The organism is Burkholderia stagnalis, assembly GCF_902830275.1.
Taxonomy (GTDB): domain Bacteria; phylum Pseudomonadota; class Gammaproteobacteria; order Burkholderiales; family Burkholderiaceae; genus Burkholderia; species Burkholderia stagnalis.
Genome location: NZ_CADESW010000012.1, coordinates 17,211 through 44,138, shown reverse-complemented (window position 1 = coordinate 44,138; position 26,928 = coordinate 17,211). Strand labels below are relative to the sequence as shown.

The following is a 26,928-nucleotide window of genomic DNA, read 5'->3' as shown; positions in this document are numbered from 1 at the left end:
CTCATCTATCCTCCCGCGTGAGCGACGCACCAGACCATCGTCATGAGCGAAAACACGCCTTCCACTGCCGGTTCGGCCGGCACGTCTTCCGCTTCTTACCGTTCCGTCCACCCGACACCGGCGCATCCGCCGTCCGGCGCCGCGAGCGACGCGTCTGCCGGCGCGGCCGCGCAGGCGTCCGCGACGCAGGATGTCGCGGACGCGGGCGCTTCCCCCGTTACCGAGGGGTCCGAACCGGGCGCGCCGGGCACGGCCGCAGCGCCCGGCGCAGCGACGCACGAGCGCAAGCCGGGCTCGCCGCCGCCGGGATTCGGCGCACCGCCCGATTTCGACACGCCTCGGCCGCCGCCCGCGGGCGCGCCGATCGCGCCGCCGGCCTACCTGAAACAGAGCGACACGCCGTGGTCGGTGTTCGGCCGGATCATCGCGGCGCGTGCGCGCCGCCTGTTCGATCGTGCCGGCCAGCGCATCACGCAGCGCACGCTGCGCATCGGCGTATCCGCGCGTATCTTCCACCCGGAACCCGGCGCGAAGGGGCTGCGCGGCAAGACACTGCAGTACCTCGAGGAATCGATCGCGCACTGGGTGATGTCGCGCGACGTGCTGGTGTTCATGATTCCGACGGTCGGTCACCAGGGCATGCTGCACCCGAGCAACATCCGCCTGCGCGACTATGCGAAACATCTCGACGGCCTGCTGCTGCAGGGGGGCGCCGATGTGTCGCCGCAGACCTACGCCGCATCGGACGCCCATCCCGAATGGCCGGGCGATCGCGTGCGCGACATGTACGAGCTCGAGCTGCTGCACGAATTCGTCGAATCCGGCAAGCCGGTGCTCGGCGTGTGCCGCGGCTGCCAGTTGATCAACGTCGCGTTCGGCGGGTCGCTGTACCAGGACATCGCGACCGACGTGCCGACCGCCAACGCGCACGTGAGCGAGCATTACGACCAACATCGCCACGCGATCCGCTTCCCCGACAGCTCGACGCTCGCGAGCATGTTTCCGGGGCGCAGCGAGGCGATCGTCAATTCGATCCATCATCAGGCGATCCGCGACCTGGGCCGCGACCTGAACATCGAGGCCGTGTCGGCCGGCGACGGGATCATCGAGGGCATCCGCTACCGACGCGCACCGTTCGTCGTCGGCGTGCAGTGGCACCCCGAATTCCATCGCGCGGGCGGCGCCGAACTGCTCGACTGCACGCCGCTGCTCGACGCGTTCCTGCGTGCCGCGCGCGAGACCCGCCTGTAAGACTGTCGAACTTTGTGGCGGCGGCCGCATCCCGATTGAATTCGAGATGCGGCCCTGGCGTTTTGAACGATAATCGCGACTTTCCGATTCATCCGCCGGAGTCTGACGTTGGCCTTCCGAGATCTTTCCCCTGTCCGATGCGCAACGTGGGTCGTTGCGATTGCCGCGTGCGCGCACGCCGCGGCGGCGTGGTCCGCCGACGATACGGCACCCGTCGCGGGCACGCGTCCGGCCGTGACGAGCCTGAGCGGCGATGCCGCGCCCGGCGCGAGCGGCGCCGCACAGGGCAACGTCGCCGAACTGACGCAGATGCTGCGTGACGGCAAGGTCGTCGAAATGCGCACGACCTACAACGGCAGCTACGGCGCGAGCCTGATGTTCGATCCGCGGGAAATGACGTACTACGCCGCGCTGTTCCAGGACAAGCATCTGTGGCGTGTGCTCAAGTCGCAGGACAAGGGCCGCGCGGATATGGTGTATGCGAACTTCGTCCAGCAGACGGTGCAGTTGTCGGACATCGAAATCCGCCGGACCGAATTGCAGGCGCAGAAGGCCTTTCTTGAGCGCGTGATCGCGCTGTCGTCGAGCCGCGCGCAGCAGCTGCAGGCCGACCTGAGCGTCGCGCGCAGCCAGCAGGCGGAGGTTGCGCAGCGGCAGAAGTCGGCGCAGGAGCAGGCACACGCGCTGCAGATCGAGAAGCGCGCCGCGCAGGCGCAACTGCGCGAGTTGCAGCAGCAGGTGCAACAACTCGAACGACAGACCGAATCGGGGTTGCCGACGCACAAGTGACGGCGCGCACGACGCTCTGACCGACACACGACAAAGCCCGGCGAAGCGGATCTTCGCCGGGCTTTTTGCTGGGCGCGCGTCAGCGCGTCAGCGCGTGAACGCGTCCGGCGAGTCGGTCAGGCGTCGATGAGACAGCCGGGATGTCCAGTCGAAGCCGGCCTCGGGCGATGCCGACGGCGTGGCAGCGGGCTGTTCGGTGCGCAATGCGCGCGCCATCGCGATCAGCGTACGCGGATCGTCGAGTGCCTCGGGCGCGGGTGCCGGGACTGCAGAGAGACGCGGCACGGCACGCTGCAATTGCGGCATTGGTCGGACGTGGGCAGCCACGCGCGCCGCGGCGGGCACGGACCTCGCGGTCACGTATTGCGGCGGCATCGCACGAGCACCCGTCGCGCGCGGCTGCGGCGCGGTGGCGGGCCGTTGCGCGTGGCGTGTCGGAACCGGGCGCGTGGGCGCGGGAGGATGCGGGGCGACCACGATCGAGGGCGATGGCCGGGCCGCGATGGCGGTCGGCGTACGTGATCCAGTGGCCGTCTGCGAGACCGGCGCGGCAACGTGCGCCATCGGTTGCGCTGGCTGCTGGACGATAACCGCGCCCGATCGCGCGAAGTGCAACGACGCGTCGGTGCTCGATTGGGGCGCGTGTGCCGCGACGAGCCAGCCGATGATGCCAAGGGCGCCGACGCTCCAGCACGCAGCAAGCATCGCGCGTCTCGATCCGCCGGCGGAGGCCGGGTGGGGAGGGGGCAATGCGGGCCCGGGTGCGGGCGGGCGTTGCAGCCGTAACGGCAGCCAGTTGCACGCGCGATGCGGGAACGTGACGTCGATGCACGAGGTGACGATCCGGGCGACGGGGGCATTGTCGGCATGTGCGTCCGACGCACCGCGAAATGTCCATTCGCGACCGAACGGGATACCGTCGAGCGGCGTGAATCGGGGGCGGGCGATTTCGCCTTCGACGGGAACGAGCGACGATGGATTCATGGCAGCGAGGCGCGGCATGGAAAGCCAGGATGCGGCCGGCGCCGGAGCAAATTCTTAATCCGAAATTGTGGGCGCTGGCAGGTTGGCCGTCGATCAGACGAATTCGATTTTTGGGGTCTGCTTTTTGACGACGGGACGTGATGCGCACCGCCGGATTTTCGCTCGCGTACAGCCGAACGATGACGATCGGCGGCTTCATGCCCGCGATCTCGACGCGCCTGATCCATCAAACGGGCAACGAGGCAACGCCGGGGCGGTGGCGCTCCGGCGCGGCGCTGTGCGGGCTGATCGCGACGTTCATGCCGTATCGCACGCCGGCGGCGTGCGGTCAGTACAAGTCGGCCTGCGGCCGGCGCGCCGGTGCCGCGTCGGCGCTCAGGCGGCGCGCAGCGCGGCGGCGACTTCCTCGACGACCTCGCGCCATTGCCCCGGCGCGGGCTGGCGCACGAGCCGGGCCTGCGGATACCACGGACAGTCGGGGCCCGAGAACCAGCGCCAGTCGGCCGCGAACGGCAGCATCAGCCACAGCGGCTTGCCGAGCGCGCCCGCAAGGTGCGCGACCCCCGTGTCGATCGACACGACGCCGTCGAGCCGCTCGATCAGCGCCGCCGTGTCGGCGAAGTCGGTCAGCCGGCCGCCGAACGGGTGCACGCGCGGATGCGCGTCGAGGCTCGCGCGCTCGTCGTCGTCGATCTCCGGTTGCAGCACGATCCAGTCGACGTCGGGCAGCGCGAACAGGGGCTCGAGCGCGGAGAGCGGTATCGCGCGGTTGTCCTGCGCGAGGCGCCGGCCGGACCAGACGATCGCGAACTTGCGTCTCTGCTGTCCGCCGAGCGAGCCCCGGAAGCGCCGGCGGGCGTTCTCGGGCGCATCGAGGTAGCGCGTACCGGACAAGATGTCGTCCGGCTGCAGCCCGAGCGCGAATGGCAGGCTCAGCAGCGTGCATGCGACGTCCGCGGCGGGTGCCTTCGCCGCGCCCTGCGCGACGAGCGTCACGCGCCAGCGCGCGGCGGCCGGCTCGAGCAGCGCGACGAGTTCCGGCTGCACCTCGAGCACGACGCGCGCGCAGCGCGCGCGGGCAAGCGGCACGAAGCGGACGAACTGCAGCGTATCGCCGAAGCCCTGTTCCGCGCGGATCAGCAGCGTGCGCGATGCGATCGGCTCGCCCTGCCAGCGCGGCAGCGCGCCGAGTGGTGTCGCGCCGGGCGTGGCGTGACGCGCCTCGTACGCGGGCAGGCCGCGGGTGAAATCGCCGAGCGTCAGCAGCGTGACCGCGCGATGCAGTTGCGCAAGCGTGAGATCCGGTGCGACGCGCAGCGCCTGGTCGAATGCGCGCAGCGCCATTTCGTGCGCGCGGAGCGCGTGATGCGCATTGCCGAGGTTCAGCCACGCGAGGCCGAATGACGGATCGAGCCCGACCGCACGCTCGTAGTAGGGCAGCGCGTCGCGGTGACGGCCCTGCGCGGACAGCGCGTTCGCGAGGCCGAACAGCGCGAGCGGAAACGGCGCATGCAGCGCGAGCGCGGCTTCGAACGCGGCGGCCGCTTCGGCGTGGCGGCCGATCGCGTCGAGCGTGTTGCCGAGGTTGAAATGCGCGGCGACGAAGCGCGGCTGCGCGGCGATCGCCGCGTTGAAATGCGCGATCGCGTCGTCGGCGCGGCCCATTGCGGCGAGCGCCATCGCGAGATTGTTGTGCGCGCCCGCATGGCCCGGCTTCAGTTCGAGCGCGCGGTGGAATGCGGCCAGCGCGTCGTCGTGGCGGCCGAGCGCGTTCAGCGCGTTGCCGAGGTTGTTGTGGATCGACGCGTCGTCCGGTGTCAGCCGGAGCGCGCGGCCGAACGCGTCGATCGCATCCTCGTGACGCTGCAGCGCCGCATACGCATTGCCGAGGTTGTAGTGTGCGAGCGGAAATTCGGGCGCGAGCGTCAGCGCATTGCGGAAGCGGTCGATCGCTTCGTCCAGGCGGCCGAGCGCCTTCAGCGCATTGCCGAGGTTGAGCTGCAGCGCGGCATCGCCCGGGCGCAGCGCGACCGCGCGGCCGACGAGGTCGGCCGCTTCGGCATGCTGGCCCTGCTGATGCCGGAGCACGCCGAACAGATGCAGCGCGTCGGCGTCGGCGGGATTGGCGTCGAGCGCGGCGCGGTAGCCGTGCTCGGCGTCGGCGAGTTGGCCCGCGCGGTGCGCGGCATACGCTCGGTCGAATGCGGATTCCATGACGCGAAAACTGGCGGAAAACGCGTATTTTCCCACACCCGTCCGGGCGGCCCCGCTCGGCCGTCCGGCATATGGTCCCGTCAGGCGGAGCGGCGTAGACTTGCAGGGTCGCGTGTCATCGAGGTTCTCATGGTCGACGAACTGCTCGATATCCCACCCGTGCTGATCGTCGGCGCGGGGCCGACTGGCCTGGCCGCCGCGATGAGCCTTGCCCGCGCGCGGGTGCCGGTGCGCATCATCGACATGGCCGGCGCGCCCGTGCCGTATTCGCGCGCGATCGGCATCCAGGCGCGCACGCTCGAACTGCTGGAGCAGCATCGCGTGGTCGAGCCGTTCCTCGCGAACGGGCATCGCGCACACGCGGCAGCGCTGCATGCGGACGGCCGCGTGATCGCGCGGCTCGACTTCGATCCGCTGCAGACGCGCTATCCGTATCTGCTGCTGCTCGACCAGAGCGTCACGGAGCGCCTGCTTGCCGAGCATCTCGAAGGGCTGGGCGTCACCGTCGAGCGCGGCCGCACGCTCAGCGCGTGCGATGCGGGCGGCACGTCGCTCGACGTGACGATCCGCGACGCGCGCGGCGCGGAGGAGCGCTTCGCGCCGTCATACCTGATCGCCGCCGACGGCGCGCACAGCACGGTGCGCCACCTGCTCGGCGTGAGCTTTGCCGGCCGGCCGTTCGAGCAGACGTTCCTGCTCGCCGATCTCGCCGCGATTCCCGACTGGCCGGACGACGAGATTCATTTGTTCACGACGGCCGACGGCCTCGCGGGCCTGTTCCCGATGGGCGGCGGCCGCTACCGGCTGGTCGCGGACCGGCCGCGGGAAAACGGTCCGCTGCCTGACGAACGCGGGCCGACGCTCGCGCAGTGCCAGGAGATCGTGCGCGCGCGCGTGGGGACGTCGATCGTGCTGAGCGACCTCACGTGGTCGTCCTATTTCCACCTGCACAGCCGGATGGTCGAGCGCTTGCGGCTCGGCCGCGTGTTCTTCGCGGGCGACGCCGCGCACGTCCACAGCCCGGCGGGCGCGCAAGGCATGAACACGGGCATCCAGGAGGCGTTCAACCTCGGATGGAAGCTGGCGAGAGTGCTGGGGGCGGGCGCGCCGGAACGGCTGCTCGACACGTATCACGCGGAGCGTCACCCGATCGAGCGCGACGTGCTGCGGCAGACGAGTGTCCTGACGCAGATCGTCGAGGCGGACCGGGGGCCGATGAAGCTGCTGCGCGACCACGTCGTGCCGCTGCTGTCGTCGTTCGGGCCGATGCGCGACGTGGTGCGGCGCACGGTCAGCGAGCTCCGGGTGCAGTACCGCAAGAGCCCGCTCACGCTCGAGCGCGTGCTCGACGGCGGCCCGCGCGCGGGCGAGCGGGCGCCCGATGCGCTCGTGCATGTGCTCGACGGGCCGCTCGGGCAGGCGCCCGGCGTCGCGCGGCTGTTCGACCTGCACGAGCCGGCCGGTTTCACGCTGCTGCTGCTCGAGGAGCCCGCGCAGCCGGGCGGGGCGGGCGATGCGCCGCCCGCCGACCACGCGGCGCATGTGCTCGTGGAATCGCTCGAGCGGATCATGCCGGGCGCGGTGCGGGTGTGGCGCGTTACCGATGCAGAAGGCGACGGCGCGGCGGGGCTGGCGGACGTCTACGGCCGCTCGCGTCCGTCGTTCTATCTGCTGCGACCCGACGGCTATATCGCCGCGCGCGGCCGGCTCGCGTCCGACGCGAACGCGCTGCTGCGCCACTGCGAAGGCTGGTTTGCCGGGGTGTCGTTGCCGGCATAGCAGCAACGTCTGCGGCAACGGCAGCGCGGGGCGGTCAGGCAGGCGCGGCGGCGGGCGTCAGCGTGTCGCGGTAGCGCGCGATCGCGTCGCGCACGATCGGGTCGGCACGCTGTGCCGCGTCGCCGGCCGGTTCGTCGAGCGCCGCGAGCAGCGCGCGGCGCATCCGCGGTTCCCAGAAGCGCCGGATATGGTCGGCGATGCCGGCCAGCGCTTCGTCGCGATCGGGCATCGACGCGAAGAACGCGCCGATCTGGTTGGCCATGTCGATCAGGTGCACGGTGTCCATGGCGTCCTCACTTGCCCGTCGTCACGGTCGCGGCCGGTGCCGCGCGGCGCTCGAGCAGGTCGAGCTGCTCGGCGTTGAAGCGCGCGTACGCGCGCTGCCAGTCGGACGGCTGCGCGACCGGCATCACCTGCACCGCCGTCACCTTGTACTCGGGGCAGTTCGTCGCCCAGTCCGAGCTGTCGGTGGTGATCACGTTCGCGCCCGACTCGGGGAAGTGGAACGTCGTGTACACGACGCCCGGCTGCATGCGCTCGGTCACGAGCGCGCGCAGCACGGTCTGCCCGGCGCGCGATTCGATGCCGACCCAGTCGTCGCTGCGGATCCCGCGGTCCTGCGCGTCGTGCGGATGGATCTCGAGGCGGTCCTCCTCGTGCCACCGGACGTTCTCGGTGCGGCGCGTCTGCGCGCCGACGTTGTACTGCGACAGGATGCGGCCCGTCGTCAGGATCAGCGGATAGCGCTGCGTGACCTTCTCCGGCGTCGGGATGAACTGCGTGATCACGAACCTGCCCTTGCCGCGCACGAAGGCATCGATGTGCATCGTCGGCGTGCCTTCCGGCGCGGCGTCGTTGCACGGCCACTGGATACTGCCGAGCGCATCGAGCTTCGCGTACGACACGCCGGTGAAGGTCGGCGTGAGCCGCGCGATCTCGTCCATGATGTCCGACGGATGCGCATAGTCCATCTCGTAGCCGAGCGCGCGCGCGAGCATCAGCGTCACTTCCCAGTCGGCATGGCCGGCGAGCGGCGGCATCACCTTGCGCACGCGCGAGATGCGGCGCTCCGCGTTCGTGAACGTGCCGTCCTTCTCGAGGAACGACGAGCCGGGCAGGAATACGTGCGCGTACTTCGCCGTCTCGTTCAGGAAGATGTCCTGCACGACGATGCATTCCATCGACGACAGCGCGGCCGCGACATGCTGCGTGTTCGGGTCCGACTGCACGATGTCCTCGCCCTGGCAGTACAGCCCCTTGAAGCTGCCGTCGAGCGCCGCGTCGAACATGTTCGGGATGCGCAGGCCGGGCTCGGGCTGCAGCTTCGCGTGCCACGCGTCCTCGAACAGCGCACGCACGCTCGCGTCGCCAATATGCCGGTAGCCGGGCAGCTCGTGCGGGAACGAGCCCATGTCGCACGAACCCTGCACGTTGTTCTGGCCGCGCAGCGGATTCACGCCGACGCCTTCGCGGCCGATGTTGCCGGTCGCCATCGCGAGGTTCGCGATGCCCATCACCATCGTCGAGCCTTGCGCATGCTCGGTCACGCCGAGGCCGTAGTAGATCGCCGCATTGCCGCCCGTTGCGTACAGGCGCGCGGCCGCGCGCACCTGCCCGGCCGGCACGCCGGTCACGTCGGCGGTGGCTTCCGGCGAATTCTCGGCGCGCGCGACGAACTCGCGCCATTGCTCGAACGCGCGCGTCTCGCAGCGTTCGGCGACGAACGCTTCGTTCACGAGCCCTTCGGTGACGATTACGTGCGCGAGCGCATTGACCATCGCGACGTTGGTGCCGGGGCGCAGCTGCAGGTGATGCGACGCCTTCACGTGCGGGCCGTCGACGACGTCGATGCGGCGCGGGTCGACCACGACGAGCTTCGCGCCTTCGCGCACGCGGCGCTTCAGCCGCGAGCCGAACACCGGATGGCCGTCGGTCGGGTTCGCGCCGATCACGACGATCACGTCGGCCTTGCCGACCGACGCGAAGGTCTGCGTGCCGGCCGATTCGCCGAGCGTGGTCTTCAGGCCATAGCCGGTCGGCGAATGGCACACGCGCGCGCAGGTGTCGACGTTGTTGTTGCCGAACGCCGCGCGCACGAGCTTCTGCACGAGATAGGTTTCCTCGTTCGTGCAGCGCGACGACGTGATGCCGCCGATCGAATCGCGGCCGTATTTCGCCTGCAGCTTGCGGAACTGCGTCGCCGCGTAGGTGATCGCTTCTTCCCAGCTCACCTCGCGCCACGGATCGGTGATCCGGTCGCGGATCATCGGCTTCGTGATGCGGTCCTTGTGCGTCGCGTAGCCCCACGCGAAGCGGCCCTTCACGCACGCGTGGCCTTCGTTCGCGAGCCCGTTCTTGTACGGCGTCATGCGCACGACCTGATTGCCCTTCATCTCAGCCTTGAATGCGCAGCCGACGCCGCAGTACGCACAGGTCGTCACGACCGAGTGCTCGGCCTGGCCGAGCTGCACGACCGATTTCTCCTGCAGGGTCGCGGTCGGGCATGCGGCCACGCATGCGCCGCACGACACGCATTCGGAATCCATGAACGACTCGCTCTCGCCGGCGGCCACGCGCGATTCGAAGCCGCGCGCCGCGATCGTCAGCGCGAACGTGCCTTGTGTTTCCTCGCATGCGCGCACGCAGCGGTTGCAGACGATGCACTTCGACGGGTCGTACGTGAAATACGGATTCGACTCGTCCTTTTGGTCGCGCAGGTGGTTCGCGCCGTCGAAGCCGTAGCGCACCTCGCGCAGCCCGACCACGCCCGCCATGTCCTGCAGTTCGCAGTCGCCGTTGGCGGGGCAGGTCAGGCAGTCGAGCGGGTGGTCGGAGATGTACAGCTCCATCACGTTGCGGCGCAGCGCCTGCAGCCGGTCGGATTGCGTACGCACCTTCATGCCCGCTTCGGCGGGCGTCGTGCACGACGCCGGGTAGCCGCGCCGGCCTTCGATCTCGACGAGGCACAGGCGGCACGAGCCGAACGGTTCGAGCGAATCGGTCGCGCAGAGCTTCGGCACGTTGACGCCGGCTTCGATCGCCGCGCGCATGACCGACGTGCCGGCCGGCACCGTCACCGGCTGGCCGTCGATCTCGAGCGTGACGTCGATGTCGGCATGGCGCTGCGGCGTGCCGTAGTCGGTGTCGTCGAACGGATCGCGCGCGCGTGCCTGCGCGGCGCTCTTGCACGCGCATTGGCCCGAGCCGCAGCCGCCTTGGCGGACGTTGTTCGTGTCGAGGGACATGTGGGGCTCCTTCGTGGTCAGGCCGCAGCCTTGGCCGGGCCCGGCGCGGCGTCCTGGCCGGCGGCGAGACCGAAATCTTCGGGGAAGTGATCGAGCGCGGACAGCACCGGATACGGCGTCATCCCGCCCATTGCGCAGAGCGAGCCGGCGAGCATCGTGTCGCACAGGTCGCGCAGCAGCGTGACCTGTCGTTCCGACGTGTCGCCCCGGCGGATGCGCGCGATCGTCTCGACGCCGCGCGTGGAGCCGATCCGGCACGGCGTGCATTTGCCGCACGATTCGATCGCGCAGAATTTCATCGCGTATTCGGCGAGCTCGGCGAGGTTCGACGTGTCGTCGTGCAGCACGATGCCGCCGTGGCCGACCACCGCGCCGATCGCCGCGTAAGCCTCGTAGTCGAGCGGCACGTCCCACTGATGCTCGGGCAGGTAGGTGCCGAGCGGGCCGCCGACCTGTGCGGCGCGCGCGGGCCGGCCGGACGCGGTGCCGCCGCCGAAGTCGAACAGCAGCTCGCGCAGCGTGACGCCGAACGCGAGTTCGACGAGGCCGCCATGCCGGATGTTGCCGGCGAGCTGGAACGGCAGCGTGCCGCGCGAGCGGCCCATGCCGAAGTCGCGGTAGAACGCGGCGCCGCGCGCGAAGATCACCGGCGCGGTCGCCAGCGTGATCACGTTGTTGATGACGGTCGGCTGGCCGAACAGCCCAGACAGCGCCGGCAGCGGCGGCTTCGCGCGCACGACGCCGCGCTTGCCCTCGAGCGATTCGAGCAGCGCGGTTTCCTCGCCGCATACGTACGAGCCCGCGCCTTTCGCGACATGCAGCTCGAACGCGTGCGCGGAGCCGAGCACGCTCGCGCCGAGCCAGCCGGCGTCGCGCGCCCGCGCGATCGCCGCCTCGAGCGTCGCGATCGCATGCGGATACTCGCTGCGCACGTAGATGTAGCCGATCGTCGCGCCGGTCGCGATGCCCGCGATGATCATCCCTTCGATCAGGCAGTACGGGTCGCATTCCATGATCAGGCGGTCGGAGAACGTGCCCGAGTCGCCTTCGTCCGCGTTGCAGACGATGTACTTCTGCGTTGCGCTCGCGTGCCGCACCGTGCGCCACTTGATGCCGGCCGGGAACGCCGCGCCGCCGCGTCCGCGCAGGCCCGATTCGATCAGCGCGTCGCATGCGGCGTCGCCGTCGAGCGCGAGTGCGCGCTTCAGGCCGGCGAGGCCGTCATGCTGCAGGTAGTCGTCGATCGACAGCGGGTCGGTCAGGCCGATGCGCGCGAACGTGAGGCGCTGCTGGCGGGCGAGATACGGCAGCGCGTCGACGAGGCCGACGCCGCTCGGGTGCGCGCCGCCTTCGAGCCAGCCGGCATCGAACAGCGCGGGCACGTCGGCGGCCGACAGGTTCGCGTAGCCGACGCGGCCGGCCGCCGTGCCGACTTCGACGAGCGGTTCGAGCCACAGCAGGCCGCGCGTGCCGTTGCGAACGAGTTCGATCGCGGCGCCGCGCCGTTCGGCTTCCGCGATGATCGCGGCGGCGAGCGCGTCGGCGCCGAGCGCGAGCGCGGACGAGTCGCGCGGGACGTAGATGCGGGTCGTCATGCGGCCTCCCCGGTATGGGCGACGGCGTCGGCCAGCAGCGCGTCGAATTTCTCCGGCGTGACCTTCGCATGCAGCACGCCGTTGACCGTCATCGACGGCGACTGCGCGCAGAGCCCCAGGCAGTAGACCGATTCGAGCGCGACGGCGTCCGGCGCACCAGCGTGCGGCGCGTCGCCGTGCGCCGCATCGAACGTACAGCCGGTGCGCGCCTGCGCATGGGCCGCGAGCGCTTCGCAGCCCATGCTGCGGCACGCTTCGGCGCGGCACATCTGGATCGTCACGCGCGCCGGCGGTGCGGTGCGAAAGTGGTGGTAATAGGTGAGGACGCCGTGCACTTCGGCACGCGACAGGTTCAGCGCTTTCGCGAGCGGCGCGACGCAACCGGCGGGCACGTAGCCCGCGTCGTCCTGGATCGCGTGCAGGATCGCGACGAGCGACCGGCCGGCGCGCGCGTGACGCTCGACGAGCGCATCGGGCGCATGGGAATTCGGGGACATCTGCTATGCTCCTCCAAAGTCTCATATGTGCTGGCAATTCATATACAGCACATGCAGACTTCGTTCTGATGGATTTTGGCCAACGATAAGCGGAACTCTGGATGGTCGCAATAGGAAATCCGGGTGCATAAATGATTCGAGTCGAATGCGACGCGCATTTGATCGTGCGCGACAGCCAGGGGCGCACGGCGAGCCTGTCGGACGTGGTGCCGCTGCTCGAGCTGGTTGCCGAGACGGGCAGCATCGCGCAGGCGGCGCAGGCCAAGGGGCTGTCGTACCGGCATGCGTGGGGCGTGCTGCGCGCGCTCGAGGCCTGCGTCGGCGGGGCGTTGATCGAGACCGCGCGGGGCAAGGGATCGACGCTGTCGGAGCTGGGGCGGGCGGTGGTCGACGCGCAGCGCCTTGCGCGCAGCCGGCTCGACGGGAACCTGCGCGCGCTGGCGGCTGAAGTCGCCAGCGACCTGAACCGGCGGCTCGCGCAGCGCGACGGGGCCGTGCGGATCCACGCGTCGCATGGTTATGCGGTCGCGGCGCTCGTTTCCGCGCTGGTCGATGCGCATGCGGCGGTCGACATCAAGTATCGCGAGAGCGTCGAGGCCGTGAAGGCGCTTGCGCGCGGCGAGTGCGAACTGGCGGGGTTTCATCTGCCGCGCGGCGCGTTTCGCGAGCAATGCGCTCAGATCTACCGGCCCTGGCTCGACGACACGCGCCATGTGCTGATTCACCTGACGCGGCGCAAGCAAGGGCTGTTCGTGCCGCGCGGCAATCCGAAACAGGTGCGCGGCCTGTCCGACCTCGCGCGCGACGACATCCGCTTCGTCAATCGCCAGCCGGGCTCGGGCACGCGCATGCTGCTCGACCTCGCGCTGCGACGAATCGGCGTCGATCCCGAGCGCATCAACGGCTACGCGTCGGCCGAGCTGACCCACTCGGCGATCGCGGCGTTCGTCGCGAGCGGCATGGCGGATCTCGGCTTCGGTGTCGAGCCGGCCGCGCATCATTTCGGGCTCGATTTCATCCCGGTGATCGACGAGGATTACTACTTTGCGTGCGAACGTGCGCGGCTCGACGAGCGGCCGCTCGCCGGTGTCCTGGCGCTGCTGCGCGACGCGCGCTATGTCGAGCGGGTCGCGCATCTCGACGGCTACGATCCGGCGGCGTGCGGCACGCTGACGAGCGTCGCCGCGGGGCTCGCCGGCGCGGACGTGTAGCGCTCGCGCGGCGGTCACGCACGGCAATTGCGCCAGGCGCGAGCCCCGCTGCAGCAGCGGGGGATTTGCGCTACGCTTTCCGCTTGATCAACGTTCCAACAAGCACGCCGGCAAGGCGTCGTCCCGCCATGAAACTTTCCGTTCCCCTTTCCGCGGCAGCGTTGACCGCGGGTCTTCTGATTGCCGTTTCGCCGTTCGCGCTTGCGCAGAATTCGCCGGGCGTGCCCGGCGGCATCCTGAATGAACAGTTCCGCCTGAACGAACATCCGCAGATGCCGTTCGCGGCGTCGACGCCGTCGAAGAAATATCAGAGCGGCAAGAAGTCCGCGCTGCGCCGCAAGGCGGACCTGGGCGACCCGAACGGCTGCAACCTGAAGTGCCCGATGGACGGCGAATGAAGCGAGGGTGACGGCGTCCGGGCGGTGCCAAAGCGGTATCGCGCCCGGACGGACCGACACGCCTCATGCATTGCGAGCCCCGCGAAGCACGCCGCTTCGCGGGGCTCGCGCGTTTCTGCGCGTGCCGTCAGCCAGTGACGCGGATGACGATCCGGCGCTTATGTAGTGGTTAACCCGCATTCTGGAAGTATGTCTTCCCGAAACCTGCCTTATTCTTAAGCAGCTGCCTACATAAACTTCAGTTGTCGGCGATGAACAAGGTGTTCATCGCGAAAAACGGACAAATCTGGAGGTAGGTCATCATGAAGTCGCTCGTTCAAGCCGCCGTTGTTGCTGCCGCTCTCGTTGCCCCGGTCGTGTCGTTCGCCCAGCCGGGTTCGCAGATCACCCGCGCCCAGGTGCGCGCCGAACTGATCCAGCTCGAACAGGCCGGTTACAACCCGGCGCGCGGTGAAGATCCGCACTATCCGGACTCGATCCAGGCCGCGACGGCGCGTGTTGCAGAGCAGCAGCGCAATGCAGTCGCGCAGGCGCAGGGTGTGGATGCCAGCGGTTACGGCGCGCAAGTGCAGGGCGCATCGGCATCGGGTTCGCGCGCGGCAATCGTGCGTCCGGCCAGTGACGAAGAAATGAAGTCGCTGTATCGCGGCAGCTAAGCTGCGCGTCGCCGGGCATGCCGGATGGCGCGCCGGGTGCGACGATCGGTCGCGTCGCGCGACGCCGATGGGCCCGGCATCCGTTACCTCCTGTCGCCGGGGTTCCGGCGGCATTCCGCCTGGCCCGTCGCGGCTAGGCGCTTTTTCCCGAAGGAGGGCGGCAGCGTGCGCAGCAGACGGCGTTTCGCCGGCAACAAAAAACCCCGCAGACGATTGTCGTGCGGGGTTCGTGCGTCGGAACGCGAATTTGGTGGAGGCGGCGGGAATCGAACCCGCGTCCAGAAGCGCTCCACGACCAGTTCTACATGTTTAGTTCTGTCATTTGATTTAACCGCAGCGACGCGGACGAACACGCTGCACTACGGCGATTCGCTAGATTTTCGACCCTGGCGTCGCGACGCCGACAGGGCTTAACTGACGTATATGACCTCTGTCGGTATTGCTACCGGTCTTGCGACACTAGCCCGTCAGTGAACTAGGCAGAGGACGGCGGCCCTTAGGCTGCCAGTGCGAACGTATCGTCGTTTGCAGTTACGTTTTTCCCATTGATTAACGAGGTGACGGGTCCTCGACATGCCCTAGCCGCTTCACAACCCCTGTCGAAACCAGGTCGCCCCCGCGGATAAGATTGATCATTATAGCCCAACATCGCGCAGCAGCTCGCGCAATTGCAAGGTCGTCTCGACGAGATGCTGTGCTTGCCAGTCCACCGGCGCGGCGCCGTCGCCGCAATAGCCGTATGCGGCCGCGATCGTTGCCATACCTGCGGCGCTGCCGGCCTGGATATCGCGCAGATCATCGCCGACATAGACGATGCGTTCCGGCGCGAGCGTCAGTTGCCCGGCTGCGTGCAGCAGCGGGGCAGGGTGCGGCTTCGGGTGCGGCGTTGTGTCGCCCCCGACGACGCACGCGGCGCGCGGGCCGAGACCGAGCAGGCCGACGAGCGGTTCGGTCAGGTGCATCGCCTTGTTCGTGACGATCCCCCAGCGCACGCCGCGCGCGTCGAGTTCGTCGAGCAGCGTATCGATGCCCGGGAACAGCGTCGTGTGCACGCAAAGGTCCGTCGCGTAGTTCGTCAGGAACTCGTCGCGCATCGCATCATAGTCGGGCGACTGCGGATGGATGCCGAACGCGCCGCCGAGCAGGCCGCGCGCACCGGCGGACGCCAGCGGCCGCAGCGTGTCGAGCGGCGTTTCGGGCAGCCCGCGCACGCGCTGCATCTTGTTGACGGCGGCCGCCAGATCCGGCGCCGTATCGGCGAGCGTGCCGTCGAGATCGAACAGCACCGCGTCGCAGCGTTGCAGCGGCTGTTCGTCGAGCGTGGCCTGCGTGGGCGAAAGGGGAGTCGTCATGCCGGTCGAATGGTGATCACGCGCCGCGACGGCACGCGACGAGATAGTTGATGTCGGTGTCGTTCGACAGCGCAAAGCGCTTGCCGAGCGGGTGATACGTGATGCCCTTGATCTCCGCGATGTGCAGATCCGTCGCGCGCACGAAGCCGGCCAGTTCCGACGGGCGGATGAAGCGCGCGTAATCGTGCGTGCCCTTCGGCAGCAGCTGTGCGATGTACTCGGCGCCGATCACCGCGAACAGGTAGGACTTCAGGTTGCGGTTCAGCGTGGAGAAGAACACCCAGCCGCCCGGCTTGACGAGCGTCGCGCAGGCCTCGACCACCTTGGCCGGCGACGGCACGTGCTCGAGCATTTCCATGCACGTGACCACGTCGTAGGTGCCGGGTTCGCGCGCCGCGATCGCCTCGGCCGCGATCGCCTCGTAGTCGACCGTCACGCCGCTTTCGAGGCTGTGCAGGTCGGCGACACCGAGCGCTTCGGTGGACAGGTCGATGCCCTTCACCTGCGCGCCGAGGCTCGCCATCGACTCGGACAGGATGCCGCCGCCGCAGCCGATATCGAGTACGCGCTTGCCGGCCAGGTGGGCATGCGCATCGATCCAGCCGAGACGGACCGGGTTCAGGTCGTGCAGCGGCTTGAATTCGGCATTCGGATCCCACCACCGATGGGCGAGGTCGCTGAATTTCTGGAGTTCGTGCGGATCGGCGTTGGTCATGTCGGCAAACGGGCTACGGGAGGAGGGCGATGCATGGCTGCATCAAGCCCCGAGTATATAAGCGGGCGCACGGCGAAGCCAGCGAGCGCCGGAGCGGGCATCAATGAAAAAGCCCCGCCGAGGCGGGGCTTCGAAGCAGGCGAGAGCCGTGGCTTACTGCGCCGGAACGGTCGTCTTCTGCACTTCTTGCGTACCGACCACTTCGACTTCCACGCGGCGGTCCGGTGCGAGGCAGGCGATCAGTTGCTTGCGGTTCTTCTGGTTGCAGCCGGTCGTGACCGGGTTGCGCTTGCCCTTGCCTTCCGTGTAGATCTTGTTGGCCGGGATGCCCTTGCTGACCAGGTACGACTTGACAGCTTGCGCACGGCGCAGCGACAGACGGTCGTTGTACTTGTCCGAGCCGATACGGTCGGTGTAGCCCGTTGCGACGACCACTTCCGTGTTCATGCCCTGGATCTTGCCGGCCAGATCGTCCAGCTTCTGCTTGCCCAGCGGCTTCAGCGTTGCCTTGTCGAAGTCGAACAGTGCGTCGGCTTGGTACGTGATCTTCTGGCTCGAGATTGCCGGAGCAACCGGTGCGACCGGTGCCGGTGCCGGAGCCTGGGCGACCAGTGCGCCATCGCACTTTGCGTTGGCGGTGGCCGGCGTCCAGAATGCATCGCGCCAGCAAAGCTCGTTCGTGCCGTTCATCCAGACGTATTCGCCGGTACCATTCACCCAGTTGTCATTCACGGCTTGTCGCGACGCCGGCACCGACTGTGCCGATGCGGATGCAGCCATAACTGCGGTAGCTGCAATGAACGCGAGCTTTGAAAGTTTATTCATATTTCTCCTCTCGAAATTGAGATTACCGCAGGTTTACTGCGAGCCTGTTGACGGTGACAAGTCATACATTGCTCGAAGTATAACATTGGTGCGGCACAAAAAACGCGGCGCCGCTCTGTGTAGACTTCGAGCAGCGTCTAACTTTCAGTGCGTTGGCATTTTGCCATATCGTTCCCTTCCCACGAAAAAAAATCCTCCCCACCCTAACATCGCCTATCCGTTTGTGGCGCATGCGCAACACCGACCTGCCGTAACTTTTAGAGATTGTCAAGCGTGCACACGCAAAATTGCGCGGGAAGACAGGAATGTTTACACGCGGGCGTGAGACGGCGGCGCGCGGCGCTCGCCGGCGGCGAAGGGAGCGCCGGCCGCGCCGCGACTTTTGCCCTTCTTATATAGAGGGGGCGCCGAATTGGCGCGAGAAGGGCGCATGTTAGAATCTCGCGTTGCGTTGCTGATGCAGCGCCCACGCGAAAGGCGTTTCCGTCTTCGCCCCGAATAGATACGGATACATGGATCAATTCGCCAAAGAGACCCTGCCCACCTCCCTCGAGGAGGAAATGCGCCGTTCGTATCTCGATTACGCGATGAGCGTAATCGTCGGACGTGCCCTCCCGGATGTCCGCGATGGCCTGAAGCCCGTGCACCGGCGCGTCCTGTTCGCGATGCACGAACTGAACAACGACTGGAACCGCGCGTACAAGAAGTCGGCGCGTATCGTCGGCGACGTGATCGGTAAATACCACCCTCACGGCGATAGCGCGGTCTACGAGACGATCGTGCGGATGGCGCAGGATTTCTCGCTGCGCTACATGCTGGTCGACGGGCAAGGCAACTTCGGCTCGATCGACGGCGACAATGCCGCCGCGATGCGTTACACCGAAATTCGCATGGCGAAGATCGGTCACGAGCTGCTCGCCGACATCGACAAGGAAACCGTCGACTTCGGCCCAAACTACGACGGCAGCGAGATGCAGCCGCTGATCCTGCCGGCGCGGATTCCGAACCTGCTGATCAACGGCTCGTCGGGCATCGCGGTCGGCATGGCGACCAACATCCCGCCGCACAACCTGAACGAAGTCGTCGACGCTTGTCAGCACCTGCTGAACAACCCGGAAGCGACGATCGACGAACTGATCGAGATCATCCCGGCGCCCGACTTCCCGACGGCCGGCATCATCTACGGCGTCGCCGGCGTGCGCGACGGCTACCGGACGGGCCGCGGCCGCGTCGTGATGCGCGCGGCCACGCACTTCGAGGAGATCGACCGCGGCCAGCGCATGGCGATCATCGTCGACGAGTTGCCGTACCAGGTGAACAAGCGTTCGCTGCTCGAACGCATCGCCGAGCTCGTCAACGAGAAGAAGCTCGAGGGCATCTCAGACATCCGCGACGAGTCCGACAAGAGCGGCATGCGCGTCGTGATCGAGCTGAAGCGCGGCGAAGTGCCGGAGGTGGTGCTGAACAACCTGTACAAGGCGACCCAGCTCCAGGACACCTTCGGCATGAACATGGTCGCGCTCGTCGACGGCCAGCCGAAGCTGCTCAACCTGAAGGAAATCCTCCAGTGCTTCCTCGCGCACCGCCGCGAAGTGCTGACGCGCCGGACGATCTACGAACTGCGCAAGGCGCGCGAACGCGGCCACGTGCTCGAAGGCCTCGCGGTCGCGCTCGCGAACATCGACGACTTCATCGCGATCATCAAGGCCGCGCCGACGCCGCCGATCGCGAAACAGGAGCTGATGGCGAAGTCGTGGGATTCGTCGCTGGTGCGCGAGATGCTCACCCGCGCCGAAACCGAGAACGGCGCGGCGGGCGGGCGCGACGCGTACCGTCCGGAAGGGCTGAACCCGGCGTTCGGCATGCAGGGCGACGGCCTGTACCGTCTGTCCGACACGCAGGCCCAGGAAATCCTGCAGATGCGCCTGCAGCGCCTGACCGGCCTCGAGCAGGACAAGATCATCGGCGAATACCGCGACGTGATGGCGCAGATCGCTGACCTGCTGGATATCCTGGCCCGCCCCGAGCGGATCACCTCGATGATCGGCGAGGAGCTGACGTCGGTGAAGGCCGAGTTCGGCGACGCGCGCCGCTCGAAGATCGAGCTGAACGCGACCGAGCTGAACACCGAAGACCTGATCACGCCGCAGGACATGGTCGTCACGATGTCCCATTCCGGCTACGTGAAGTCGCAGCCGCTGTCCGAATACCGCGCGCAGAAGCGCGGCGGCCGTGGCAAGCAAGCGACGCAGATGAAGGAAGACGACTGGATCGAGACACTGTTCATCGCGAACACGCACGACTATATGTTGTGCTTCTCGAACCGCGGCCGCGTGTACTGGATCAAGGTCTACGAAGTGCCGCAGGGTTCGCGCAACTCGCGCGGCCGCCCGATCGTCAACATGTTCCCGCTGCAGGACGGCGAGAAGATCAACGTCGTGCTGCCGGTCAAGGAATTCTCGGCCGACAAGTTCGTGTTCATGGCGACGTCGCTCGGCACCGTGAAGAAGACCCCGCTCGAGGCGTTCAGCCGCCCGATGAAGAAGGGCATCATCGCGGTCGGCCTCGACGACGGCGATTTCCTGATCGGCGCGTCGATCACCGACGGCGCGCACGACGTGATGCTGTTCTCCGACGCGGGCAAGGCGGTGCGTTTCGACGAGAACGACGTGCGCCCGATGGGCCGCGAGGCGCGCGGCGTGCGCGGCATGCAGCTCGAGGACGGGCAGCAGGTCATCGCGATGCTGGTCGCGGGCAGCGAGGAGCAGTCGGTGCTCACCGCAACCGAGAACGGCTACGGCAAGCGCACCCCGATCACCGAGTACACGCGTCACGGCCGCGGCACGAAGGGCATGATCGCGATCCAGACGTCCGAGCGCAACGGCAAGGTGGTCGCCGCGACGCTCGTCGATGCCGAGGATCAGATCATGCTGATCACGACGGCCGGCGTCCTGATTCGCACGCGTGTTTCCGAGATTCGCGAAATGGGGCGCGCCACGCAAGGTGTTACACTCATCAGCCTCGACGAGGGTACCAAGCTCTCCGGCCTGCAGCAGATCGCGGAAGCCGAAGAGGGCGACGGCGAGGCCGACGAGGCGTCGGACGGCGAAGCCTGACCAAGGATGTGACTCTCGAGCGGCCGCAGGCAGGCGCGCCACGTAAAAGGCGCGCCGCGTGAGGCGAAGTACTTATTCATATTTCCAAGAAGGGAGTGATGATGCAAAAGCAATTCAAGCAACTGGTCCTGCTGGCTGCCCTGGTGCCGACGTTCGCAATGGCGCAAGCGCTGTCGAACCCCGCACCGGCTCCGGCGGCAGCTGCGCCGATCGACGCCGACAAGAAGGCGGCGATCAAGGATCTGCTCGATGCGATCGACGCGCCGAAGCTCGTGTCGGCAATCGGCAACAGCGCCGAAATGCAGGCGAAGCAGCTGGTTCCGGCGATCCTGTCGGACGCGCTGTCGGAAAACAAGACGCTGAACGACAAGCAGAAGCAGGCTGCGGTCCCGACGCTGCAGAAGAACGCAGTGCCGAAGCTGGTCGACGGCGCAGGCAAGGTGTTCGCGACGCAGGCGTTCAGCAGCGATGCGATGCAGGCTCAGTACGACGCGTACGCGAAGTACTACAGCACGTCGGAAATCAAGGATCTGACGACGTTCTACAAGAGCCCGACGGGCCGCAAGTTCATCCAGGTGCAGGATCAGGTTGGCCGCGACGTGGTCAACGGCCTGATGCAGAAGTACATGCCGCAAGCGATCCAGGCAACGCGCGCCCAGGCCGACAAGGAAGTCGCGGCGGTCAAGCCGGGCAAGTAAGCCGTCTCGGCCCGCCCCTGGCCGTGCGGCCGGGTTTGGCGACAGCCTGACGACAGTGCGATAATGGCCGTTTGCGCGCGAGCGCAAGCGGCCATTTCTTTTCTGGCGCGGCTCATTTGCAACTGACTTGCCGGCGGCTAGCCGGCCGCGTTCCCTCCCGAGGTTTTCACGATGCGCGTCTTTAATTTCTCCGCTGGTCCCGCGGCAATGCCGGAAGAAGTGCTGCGGCAAGCCGCCGACGAGATGCTCGACTGGCATGGCAGCGGCATGAGCGTGATGGAGATGAGCCATCGCGGCAAGGAATTCACGTCGATCCACGAAACGGCGCTCGCCGACCTGCGCGAGCTGCTCGACGTGCCGGCGAGCCACCGGATCCTGTTCCTGCAGGGCGGCGGCATCGGGGAGAATGCGATCGTGCCGATGAACCTGCTGGGCACGCGCAAGACGGCCGATTTCGTCGTGACGGGCTCGTGGTCGCAGAAGTCGTTCAACGAGGCGAAGAAGTACGGCACGCCGCACCTGGCCGCGACGGGCAAGACCGACGCCGGCTACACGCGTGCGCCGGCCCGCGCGGAATGGCAGCTGTCGGACGATCCGGCTTACGTGCACCTGTGCACGAACGAGACGATCGACGGCGTCGAGACGTTCGAGATCCCCGATCTCGGCAACGTGCCGCTCGTCGCGGATGTCTCGTCGCACATCCTGTCGCGCCCGATGGACGTCGCGAAGTACGGCGTCATGTTCGGCGGCGCGCAGAAGAACATCGGGATGGCGGGCGTCACGCTCGTGATCGTCCGCGAGGACCTGCTCGACCGCGCGCTGTCGATCTGCCCGTCGGCGTTCGACTGGAAGACGGTCGCCGAGAACAACTCGCTGTACAACACGCCGCCCACCTACGCGATCTACATCGCCGGCCTCGTGTTCCAGTGGCTGAAGCGGCAGGGCGGCCTGCAGGCGATCGAGGCCCGCAACATCGAAAAGGCGAAGCTGCTTTACGACACGATCGATGCAAGCAGCTTCTATCTGAACAAGGTCGAGCCGGCGGTGCGTTCGCGGATGAACGTGCCCTTTTTCCTGGCCGACGAAACGCGCAACGAAGACTTCCTTGCCGGCGCAAAGGCGCGCGGGCTGCTGCAGCTGAAGGGCCACAAGTCCGTCGGCGGTATGCGGGCGTCGATCTACAACGCGGTGCCGCTCGAGGGCGTGAAGGCGCTCGTCGAGTACATGAAGGATTTCGAGCAGCACCGCGCCTGACGGCGGCGGCGCTGGTCAACAGCACGGCAACTACGCATGGACGACGAACTGAATTCCCGCCTGAAACCGCTGCGCGACCGCATCGATGCGATCGACGCGCAGCTGATCGAGCTCCTGAACCAGCGCGCCGCGGTGGCGCTCGAGGTAGGCGAGGTCAAGAAGCATTTCAACGCGCCGGTGTTCCGGCCGGAACGCGAGCTGCAGGTGATCGCGCGCCTGCAGGACATGAGCGCGGGCCCGCTCGCGAGCGACCACATCAGCGCGATCTGGCGCGAGATCATGGCCGCGAGCCGCGCGCTCGAACAGACGATCCACGTCGCGTTCCTCGGGCCGGTCGGCACGTATACCGAACAGGCGATGTTCGAGTATTTCGGCCAGTCGATCGAAGGGCTGCCGTGCCCGTCGATCGACGAGGTGTTCCGCTCGGTCGAGGCGGGCGCCACGGCGTTCGGCGTTGCGCCGGTCGAGAATTCGACCGAAGGCGCGGTGTCGCGCACGCTCGACCTGCTGCTGCAGACGCAACTGCTGATCAGCGGCGAACTCGCGCTGCCGATTCACCACAACCTCCTCACGCAGGGCGGCACGCTGGATGGCGTGAAGCGCGTGTGTGCGCACGCGCAGGCGCTCGCGCAGTGCCAGCAATGGCTGTCGGCGAATGCGCCGCAGCTCGAGCGGCAGGCGGTCGCGAGCAATGCGGAAGCTGCGCGCCTCGCCGCGGCCGATCCGACGGTCGCGGCCATTGCCGGCGACCGCGCGGCCGCGCACTACGGCCTGCAGATCGCGTTCGCGCTGATCCAGGACGATCCGCACAACCGCACCCGCTTCGTGATCGTCGGCAAGCATCCGGCGGGGCCGACCGGCAACGACCAGACGTCGCTGATCGTGTCGGTGAAGAACGAGCCGGGCGCGGTGTTCAAGCTGCTCGAGCCGCTCGCGCGGCACGGCGTGTCGATGACGCGCTTCGAGTCGCGTCCGGCGCGCGTCGGCACGTGGGAGTATTACTTCTACATCGACATCGAAGGGCACCGGGACGACGCATCGGTTGCGGCCGCACTGACGGAACTCGGCAAGAAGGCCGCGTTCCTGAAGGTTCTCGGCTCGTATCCGCGCGCGCGCTGACGCGGCCCGTGCGGCCTGCGCCGGCATGGCGCGGGTCGTGCCGAAGCAGGCGAGGCAGGCTGGTGGCGCTGCCGAAGGCGGGGCGGGCGGCGTCCGGCGCGGTGTGTGCGCGCCGGTTGTCGGCCCACCCGGAATCTGGACCCCGCGTGGCGCGGCACCGCCGCTACGCGTAACTTGGCTCTTGTCGTGTCAGGCTTTGCATTCAACAAACTGGTCATCTTCGGCGTCGGCCTGATCGGCGGATCGCTGGCCCGCGCGCTGCGCGAGCGCGCGCCGGGCGACGCGGGCGAGATCGTCGGCGTCGGACGTTCTGCTGCGTCGGTCGCGCGGGCGCTGGCGCTCGGCGTGATCGATCGCGCCGCGGCGCTCGACGACGACGCGCAATTGCGCGACGCGCTCGCGGGCGCCGATCTGGTGCTGCTGGCCGCGCCGGTCGCGCAGACGGGCCCGCTGCTCGCGCGCATCGCACCGTGGCTCGACGGCGCGACGATCGTCACCGATGCGGGCAGCACCAAGTCGGACGTCATCGCGGCCGCGCGCGACGCGCTCGGCGCGCGCATCGCGCAGTTCGTGCCCGGCCATCCGATCGCCGGGCGCGAGTCGAGCGGCGTCGAGGCCGCGCTGCCGGACCTGTACGTCGGCCGCAATGTCGTGCTGTGCCCGCTGCCCGACAATCCGGCGGCGTCGGTCGCGCGAATCGATGCGATGTGGCGCGCGACGGGCGCCGACGTGCGGACGATGAGCGCTGCGCAGCACGACCGCGTGTTCGCGTCGGTGAGCCATCTGCCGCACCTGCTGTCGTTCGCGCTCGTCGAGCAGATTCTCGGCGAGGCGGACGCGGAACTGAAATTCTCGTACGCGGCGGGCGGATTCCGCGATTTCACGCGGATTGCCGCGTCGAGCCCGGAAATGTGGCGGGACATCTGCGTCGCGAACCGCGCCGCGTTGCTCGACGAGCTCGACGGCTACACGCGCGTGCTTGCGCGGCTGCGGGCCGCGATCGACGCCGGCGACGGCGCGGCGCTCGAGGCCGTGTTCGCGCGGTCGCGCGATGCGCGTTCGGCGTGGCAGGAGCGCGGCGGCAAGCCCGCATCCGGCGAGCCGGTTTCCGGGCAGCCGGCCCACACGATCAGGAAATAACAGGAAGCCCTCATGGAACATCTCGATCTCGGCCCGTACTCCAGCGCGTCGGGCACCGTGCGTCTGCCCGGCTCGAAGAGCATCTCGAACCGCGTGCTGCTTCTCGCGGCGCTCGCCGAAGGCGAAACGACCATTACCAACCTGCTCGACTCCGACGACACGCGCGTGATGCTCGACGCGCTCGGCAAGCTCGGCGTGAAACTCGCGCGCGACGGCGACACCTGCGTCGTCACCGGCACGCGCGGCGCGTTCACCGCGAAAACGGCCGACCTGTTCCTCGGCAACGCGGGCACCGCGGTGCGGCCGCTCACGGCGGCGCTCGCGGTGAACGGCGGCGACTATCGCGTGCACGGCGTGCCGCGCATGCACGAGCGGCCGATCGGCGATCTCGTCGACGGGCTGCGGCAGATCGGCGCGCAGATCGACTACGAGCAGAACGACGGCTTTCCGCCGCTGCGCATCAAGCCGGCGTCGATCACGGTCGACGCGCCGATCAGCGTGCGCGGCGACGTGTCGAGCCAGTTCCTGACCGCGCTCCTGATGACGCTGCCGCTCGTGAAGGCGAAGGACGGCCGGATCGTCGTCGAGGTCGATGGCGAGCTGATCTCGAAGCCGTACATCGAGATCACGATCAAGCTGATGGCGCGCTTCGGCGTGATCGTCGAGCGCGAAGGCTGGCAGCGCTTCATCGTGCCGGCCGGGGTCCGCTACAAATCGCCGGGGCAGATCATGGTCGAGGGCGATGCGTCGTCGGCGTCGTATTTCCTCGCGGCCGGCGCGCTCGGCGGCGGGCCGCTGCGCGTCGAGGGCGTGGGGCGCGCGAGCATCCAGGGCGACGTCGGCTTCGCGAACGCGCTGATGCAGATGGGCGCGAACGTGACGATGGGCGACGACTGGATCGAAGTGCGCGGCATCGGCCACGACCACGGCAAGCTCGAGCCGATCGACATGGACTTCAACCTGATTCCCGATGCGGCGATGACGATCGCGGTCGCGGCGCTGTTCGCCGACGGCCCGAGCACGCTGCGCAACATCGCAAGCTGGCGCGTGAAGGAAACCGACCGCATCGCGGCGATGGCGACCGAGCTGCGCAAGGTCGGCGCGAGCGTCGAGGAGGGGCCGGACTATCTCGTCGTCACGCCGCCGGCGCGATTGACGCCGAACGCCGCGATCGACACGTACGACGATCACCGGATGGCGATGTGCTTCTCGCTCGTGAGCCTCGGCGGCGTGCCGGTGCGCATCAACGACCCGAAATGCGTCGGCAAGACGTTCCCCGACTATTTCGACCGCTTCACCGCGCTCGCGAAGGCCTGACCCCGTATTTTCGATGAAATCCAACCGACCCTTTCACCCGACCCCGGTCATCACGATCGATGGCCCGACCGCATCCGGCAAGGGCACCGTCGCGGCGCTCGTTGCCGCCCACCTCGGCTTTCACCTGCTCGACAGCGGCGCGCTGTACCGTCTCGCCGCGCTCGCGAGCATGCGCTACGACATCGCAGCCGAAGACGTCGACGCGCTCGTGAAACTGATCGACGATCTCCACATCACGTTCCGCGAGGGCTGCGCGCAGCTCGACGGCGTCGACGTGTCGAACGACATTCGTGCGGAGGCGGTCGGCAATCGCGCGTCCGCGATCGCCGTGCATGCGCCGGTGCGCACCGCGCTCGTCGCCCGCCAGCGCGCGTTCCGCAAGACGCCGGGCCTCGTCGCGGACGGCCGCGACATGGGCACGGTGATCTTCCCGGACGCCGTGCTGAAGGTGTTTCTGACGGCCAGCGTCGAGGCGCGCGCGGCCAGACGGCATAAGCAATTGATGCAAAAAGGTTTTTCTGCTAATATTGATAACTTGCTCCGGGATCTTCGAGAACGCGACGCGCGCGACAGCAATCGTGCGGCCGCGCCGTTGAAGCCCGCGGCAGACGCCAGGCTGCTCGATACGTCGGCGCTCTCGGTCGATCAGGCGGTCGATCAAGTGCTGCAGTGGTATCGGGCGCCCGGTCAGCCCGCCTGAGAAGGCGGGGTGGCAGTAGGTGCTTCGCGCGCAAGCGCGAAGCGTGTTTCAACCCTTAACCCCGTGTGGCTTT

The 26,928-nt window shown here is 68.0% G+C and carries 22 protein-coding genes, 1 other RNA gene and 1 pseudogene; 14 read left to right on the top strand and 10 right to left on the bottom strand.

Translation table 11 applies throughout. From position 1 onward, the window contains the following. The first annotated feature begins 42 nt into the window (after positions 1 to 42). Positions 43 to 1,251 carry a gamma-glutamyl-gamma-aminobutyrate hydrolase family protein gene (locus HWY45_RS20760; protein WP_059563397.1) on the top strand — a complete coding sequence of 403 codons (1,209 nt, stop codon included), beginning with the start codon at positions 43 to 45 and terminating at the stop codon, positions 1,249 to 1,251. Between the two features lie 108 nt (positions 1,252 to 1,359). After that, the gene (locus HWY45_RS20755) at positions 1,360 to 2,040 is read left to right on the top strand and encodes a DUF2968 domain-containing protein (protein WP_059884892.1); all 681 of its coding nucleotides are present in this window, start codon (positions 1,360 to 1,362) and stop codon (positions 2,038 to 2,040) included. 87 nt (positions 2,041 to 2,127) lie between these two features. On the opposite strand, the gene HWY45_RS20750 is transcribed toward HWY45_RS20755, so the two are convergent. Then, positions 2,128 to 3,024, bottom strand: a complete 897-nt coding sequence (locus HWY45_RS20750) for a hypothetical protein (RefSeq protein WP_063895669.1) — start codon at positions 3,022 to 3,024, stop codon at positions 2,128 to 2,130. 140 nt (positions 3,025 to 3,164) lie between these two features. On the opposite strand from HWY45_RS20750, the pseudogene HWY45_RS36905 reads away from it, so the two are divergent. Then, positions 3,165 to 3,365: pseudogene (locus tag HWY45_RS36905) on the top strand (MFS transporter); the annotation flags it as partial. A gap of 34 nt (positions 3,366 to 3,399) precedes the next feature. Here the strand turns inward: HWY45_RS36905 and HWY45_RS20745 are convergent. Further along, complete coding sequence (locus tag HWY45_RS20745; RefSeq protein WP_059884887.1) at positions 3,400 to 5,238, bottom strand: tetratricopeptide repeat protein; 1,839 nt, start codon at positions 5,236 to 5,238, stop codon at positions 3,400 to 3,402. 129 nt (positions 5,239 to 5,367) lie between these two features. Between HWY45_RS20745 and HWY45_RS20740 the strand changes: the two genes are divergently transcribed. Next, complete coding sequence (locus HWY45_RS20740; protein ID WP_059884886.1) at positions 5,368 to 7,017, top strand: FAD-dependent monooxygenase; 1,650 nt, start codon at positions 5,368 to 5,370, stop codon at positions 7,015 to 7,017. A 34-nt stretch (positions 7,018 to 7,051) separates the two neighbouring features. Here the strand turns inward: HWY45_RS20740 and HWY45_RS20735 are convergent, their stop codons facing one another. The 4 genes from HWY45_RS20735 to HWY45_RS20720 are packed head-to-tail and all read right to left on the bottom strand — an operon-like array spanning position 7,052 to position 12,354. Continuing rightward, entirely contained in the window at positions 7,052 to 7,303 is a 252-nt protein-coding gene (locus tag HWY45_RS20735) for a formate dehydrogenase subunit delta (protein ID WP_059884884.1), read from the bottom strand. A 7-nt stretch (positions 7,304 to 7,310) separates the two neighbouring features. After that, on the bottom strand, positions 7,311 to 10,262 hold the full coding sequence (gene fdhF / locus HWY45_RS20730; protein ID WP_059884882.1) for a formate dehydrogenase subunit alpha: 2,952 nt from the start codon (positions 10,260 to 10,262) through the stop codon (positions 7,311 to 7,313). Between the two features lie 17 nt (positions 10,263 to 10,279). Further along, positions 10,280 to 11,857 carry a formate dehydrogenase beta subunit gene (locus tag HWY45_RS20725; RefSeq protein WP_059884880.1) on the bottom strand — a complete coding sequence of 526 codons (1,578 nt, stop codon included), beginning with the start codon at positions 11,855 to 11,857 and terminating at the stop codon, positions 10,280 to 10,282. Beyond that, positions 11,854 to 12,354, bottom strand: coding sequence for an NAD(P)H-dependent oxidoreductase subunit E (locus HWY45_RS20720; RefSeq protein ID WP_059884878.1), 501 nt, complete (start codon positions 12,352 to 12,354; stop codon positions 11,854 to 11,856). The genes HWY45_RS20725 and HWY45_RS20720 overlap by 4 nt, the downstream gene beginning before the upstream one ends. 131 nt (positions 12,355 to 12,485) lie before the next feature. Between HWY45_RS20720 and HWY45_RS20715 the strand changes: the two genes are divergently transcribed. From HWY45_RS20715 to HWY45_RS20705, 3 genes are all read left to right on the top strand, one after another. Next, on the top strand, positions 12,486 to 13,565 hold the full coding sequence (locus HWY45_RS20715) for a substrate-binding domain-containing protein (protein WP_059884876.1): 1,080 nt from the start codon (positions 12,486 to 12,488) through the stop codon (positions 13,563 to 13,565). 128 nt (positions 13,566 to 13,693) lie between these two features. Next, positions 13,694 to 13,963 carry a hypothetical protein gene (locus HWY45_RS20710; RefSeq protein WP_059884875.1) on the top strand — a complete coding sequence of 90 codons (270 nt, stop codon included), beginning with the start codon at positions 13,694 to 13,696 and terminating at the stop codon, positions 13,961 to 13,963. A 302-nt stretch (positions 13,964 to 14,265) separates the two neighbouring features. Further along, the gene (locus HWY45_RS20705; RefSeq protein ID WP_059884873.1) at positions 14,266 to 14,619 is read left to right on the top strand and encodes a DUF4148 domain-containing protein; all 354 of its coding nucleotides are present in this window, start codon (positions 14,266 to 14,268) and stop codon (positions 14,617 to 14,619) included. A 248-nt stretch (positions 14,620 to 14,867) separates the two neighbouring features. On the opposite strand, the gene ssrA is transcribed toward HWY45_RS20705, so the two are convergent. The 4 genes from ssrA to ompA form a co-directional block, all read right to left on the bottom strand. Then, positions 14,868 to 15,237, bottom strand: a transfer-messenger RNA (tmRNA) gene (gene ssrA, locus HWY45_RS20700). 17 nt (positions 15,238 to 15,254) lie between these two features. After that, complete coding sequence (locus HWY45_RS20695; protein WP_059884871.1) at positions 15,255 to 15,971, bottom strand: HAD family hydrolase; 717 nt, start codon at positions 15,969 to 15,971, stop codon at positions 15,255 to 15,257. Between the two features lie 16 nt (positions 15,972 to 15,987). Next, on the bottom strand, positions 15,988 to 16,686 hold the full coding sequence (ubiG, locus tag HWY45_RS20690; protein ID WP_059563415.1) for a bifunctional 2-polyprenyl-6-hydroxyphenol methylase/3-demethylubiquinol 3-O-methyltransferase UbiG: 699 nt from the start codon (positions 16,684 to 16,686) through the stop codon (positions 15,988 to 15,990). 153 nt (positions 16,687 to 16,839) lie between these two features. Beyond that, positions 16,840 to 17,511, bottom strand: coding sequence for an outer membrane protein OmpA (ompA, locus tag HWY45_RS20685; protein WP_059563416.1), 672 nt, complete (start codon positions 17,509 to 17,511; stop codon positions 16,840 to 16,842). A 512-nt stretch (positions 17,512 to 18,023) separates the two neighbouring features. Between ompA and gyrA the strand changes: the two genes are divergently transcribed. The 7 genes from gyrA to cmk all read left to right on the top strand — a co-directional run bounded on the left by gyrA (position 18,024) and on the right by cmk (position 26,855). Further along, entirely contained in the window at positions 18,024 to 20,627 is a 2,604-nt protein-coding gene (gene gyrA, locus HWY45_RS20680; protein ID WP_059802226.1) for a DNA gyrase subunit A, read from the top strand. A gap of 101 nt (positions 20,628 to 20,728) precedes the next feature. Beyond that, positions 20,729 to 21,325, top strand: coding sequence for a DUF2059 domain-containing protein (locus HWY45_RS20675; RefSeq protein ID WP_059802557.1), 597 nt, complete (start codon positions 20,729 to 20,731; stop codon positions 21,323 to 21,325). A gap of 171 nt (positions 21,326 to 21,496) precedes the next feature. Beyond that, positions 21,497 to 22,579 carry a 3-phosphoserine/phosphohydroxythreonine transaminase gene (serC, locus tag HWY45_RS20670; RefSeq protein WP_059802224.1) on the top strand — a complete coding sequence of 361 codons (1,083 nt, stop codon included), beginning with the start codon at positions 21,497 to 21,499 and terminating at the stop codon, positions 22,577 to 22,579. Positions 22,580 to 22,615: 36 nt separating this feature from the next. Continuing rightward, positions 22,616 to 23,698: a prephenate dehydratase gene (gene pheA, locus HWY45_RS20665; RefSeq protein WP_059884869.1), complete on the top strand. Its 1,083-nt coding sequence runs from the start codon at positions 22,616 to 22,618 to the stop codon at positions 23,696 to 23,698. 186 nt (positions 23,699 to 23,884) lie between these two features. Next, entirely contained in the window at positions 23,885 to 24,838 is a 954-nt protein-coding gene (locus tag HWY45_RS20660; RefSeq protein ID WP_059884867.1) for a prephenate dehydrogenase, read from the top strand. 12 nt (positions 24,839 to 24,850) lie between these two features. Beyond that, positions 24,851 to 26,155 (top strand): 3-phosphoshikimate 1-carboxyvinyltransferase, encoded by a 1,305-nt coding sequence (aroA, locus tag HWY45_RS20655; protein WP_059802222.1) that lies wholly within the window; start codon positions 24,851 to 24,853, stop codon positions 26,153 to 26,155. Positions 26,156 to 26,168: 13 nt separating this feature from the next. Further along, complete coding sequence (gene cmk, locus HWY45_RS20650) at positions 26,169 to 26,855, top strand: (d)CMP kinase (protein WP_059563422.1); 687 nt, start codon at positions 26,169 to 26,171, stop codon at positions 26,853 to 26,855. The last annotated feature ends 73 nt before the right edge of the window (positions 26,856 to 26,928 follow it).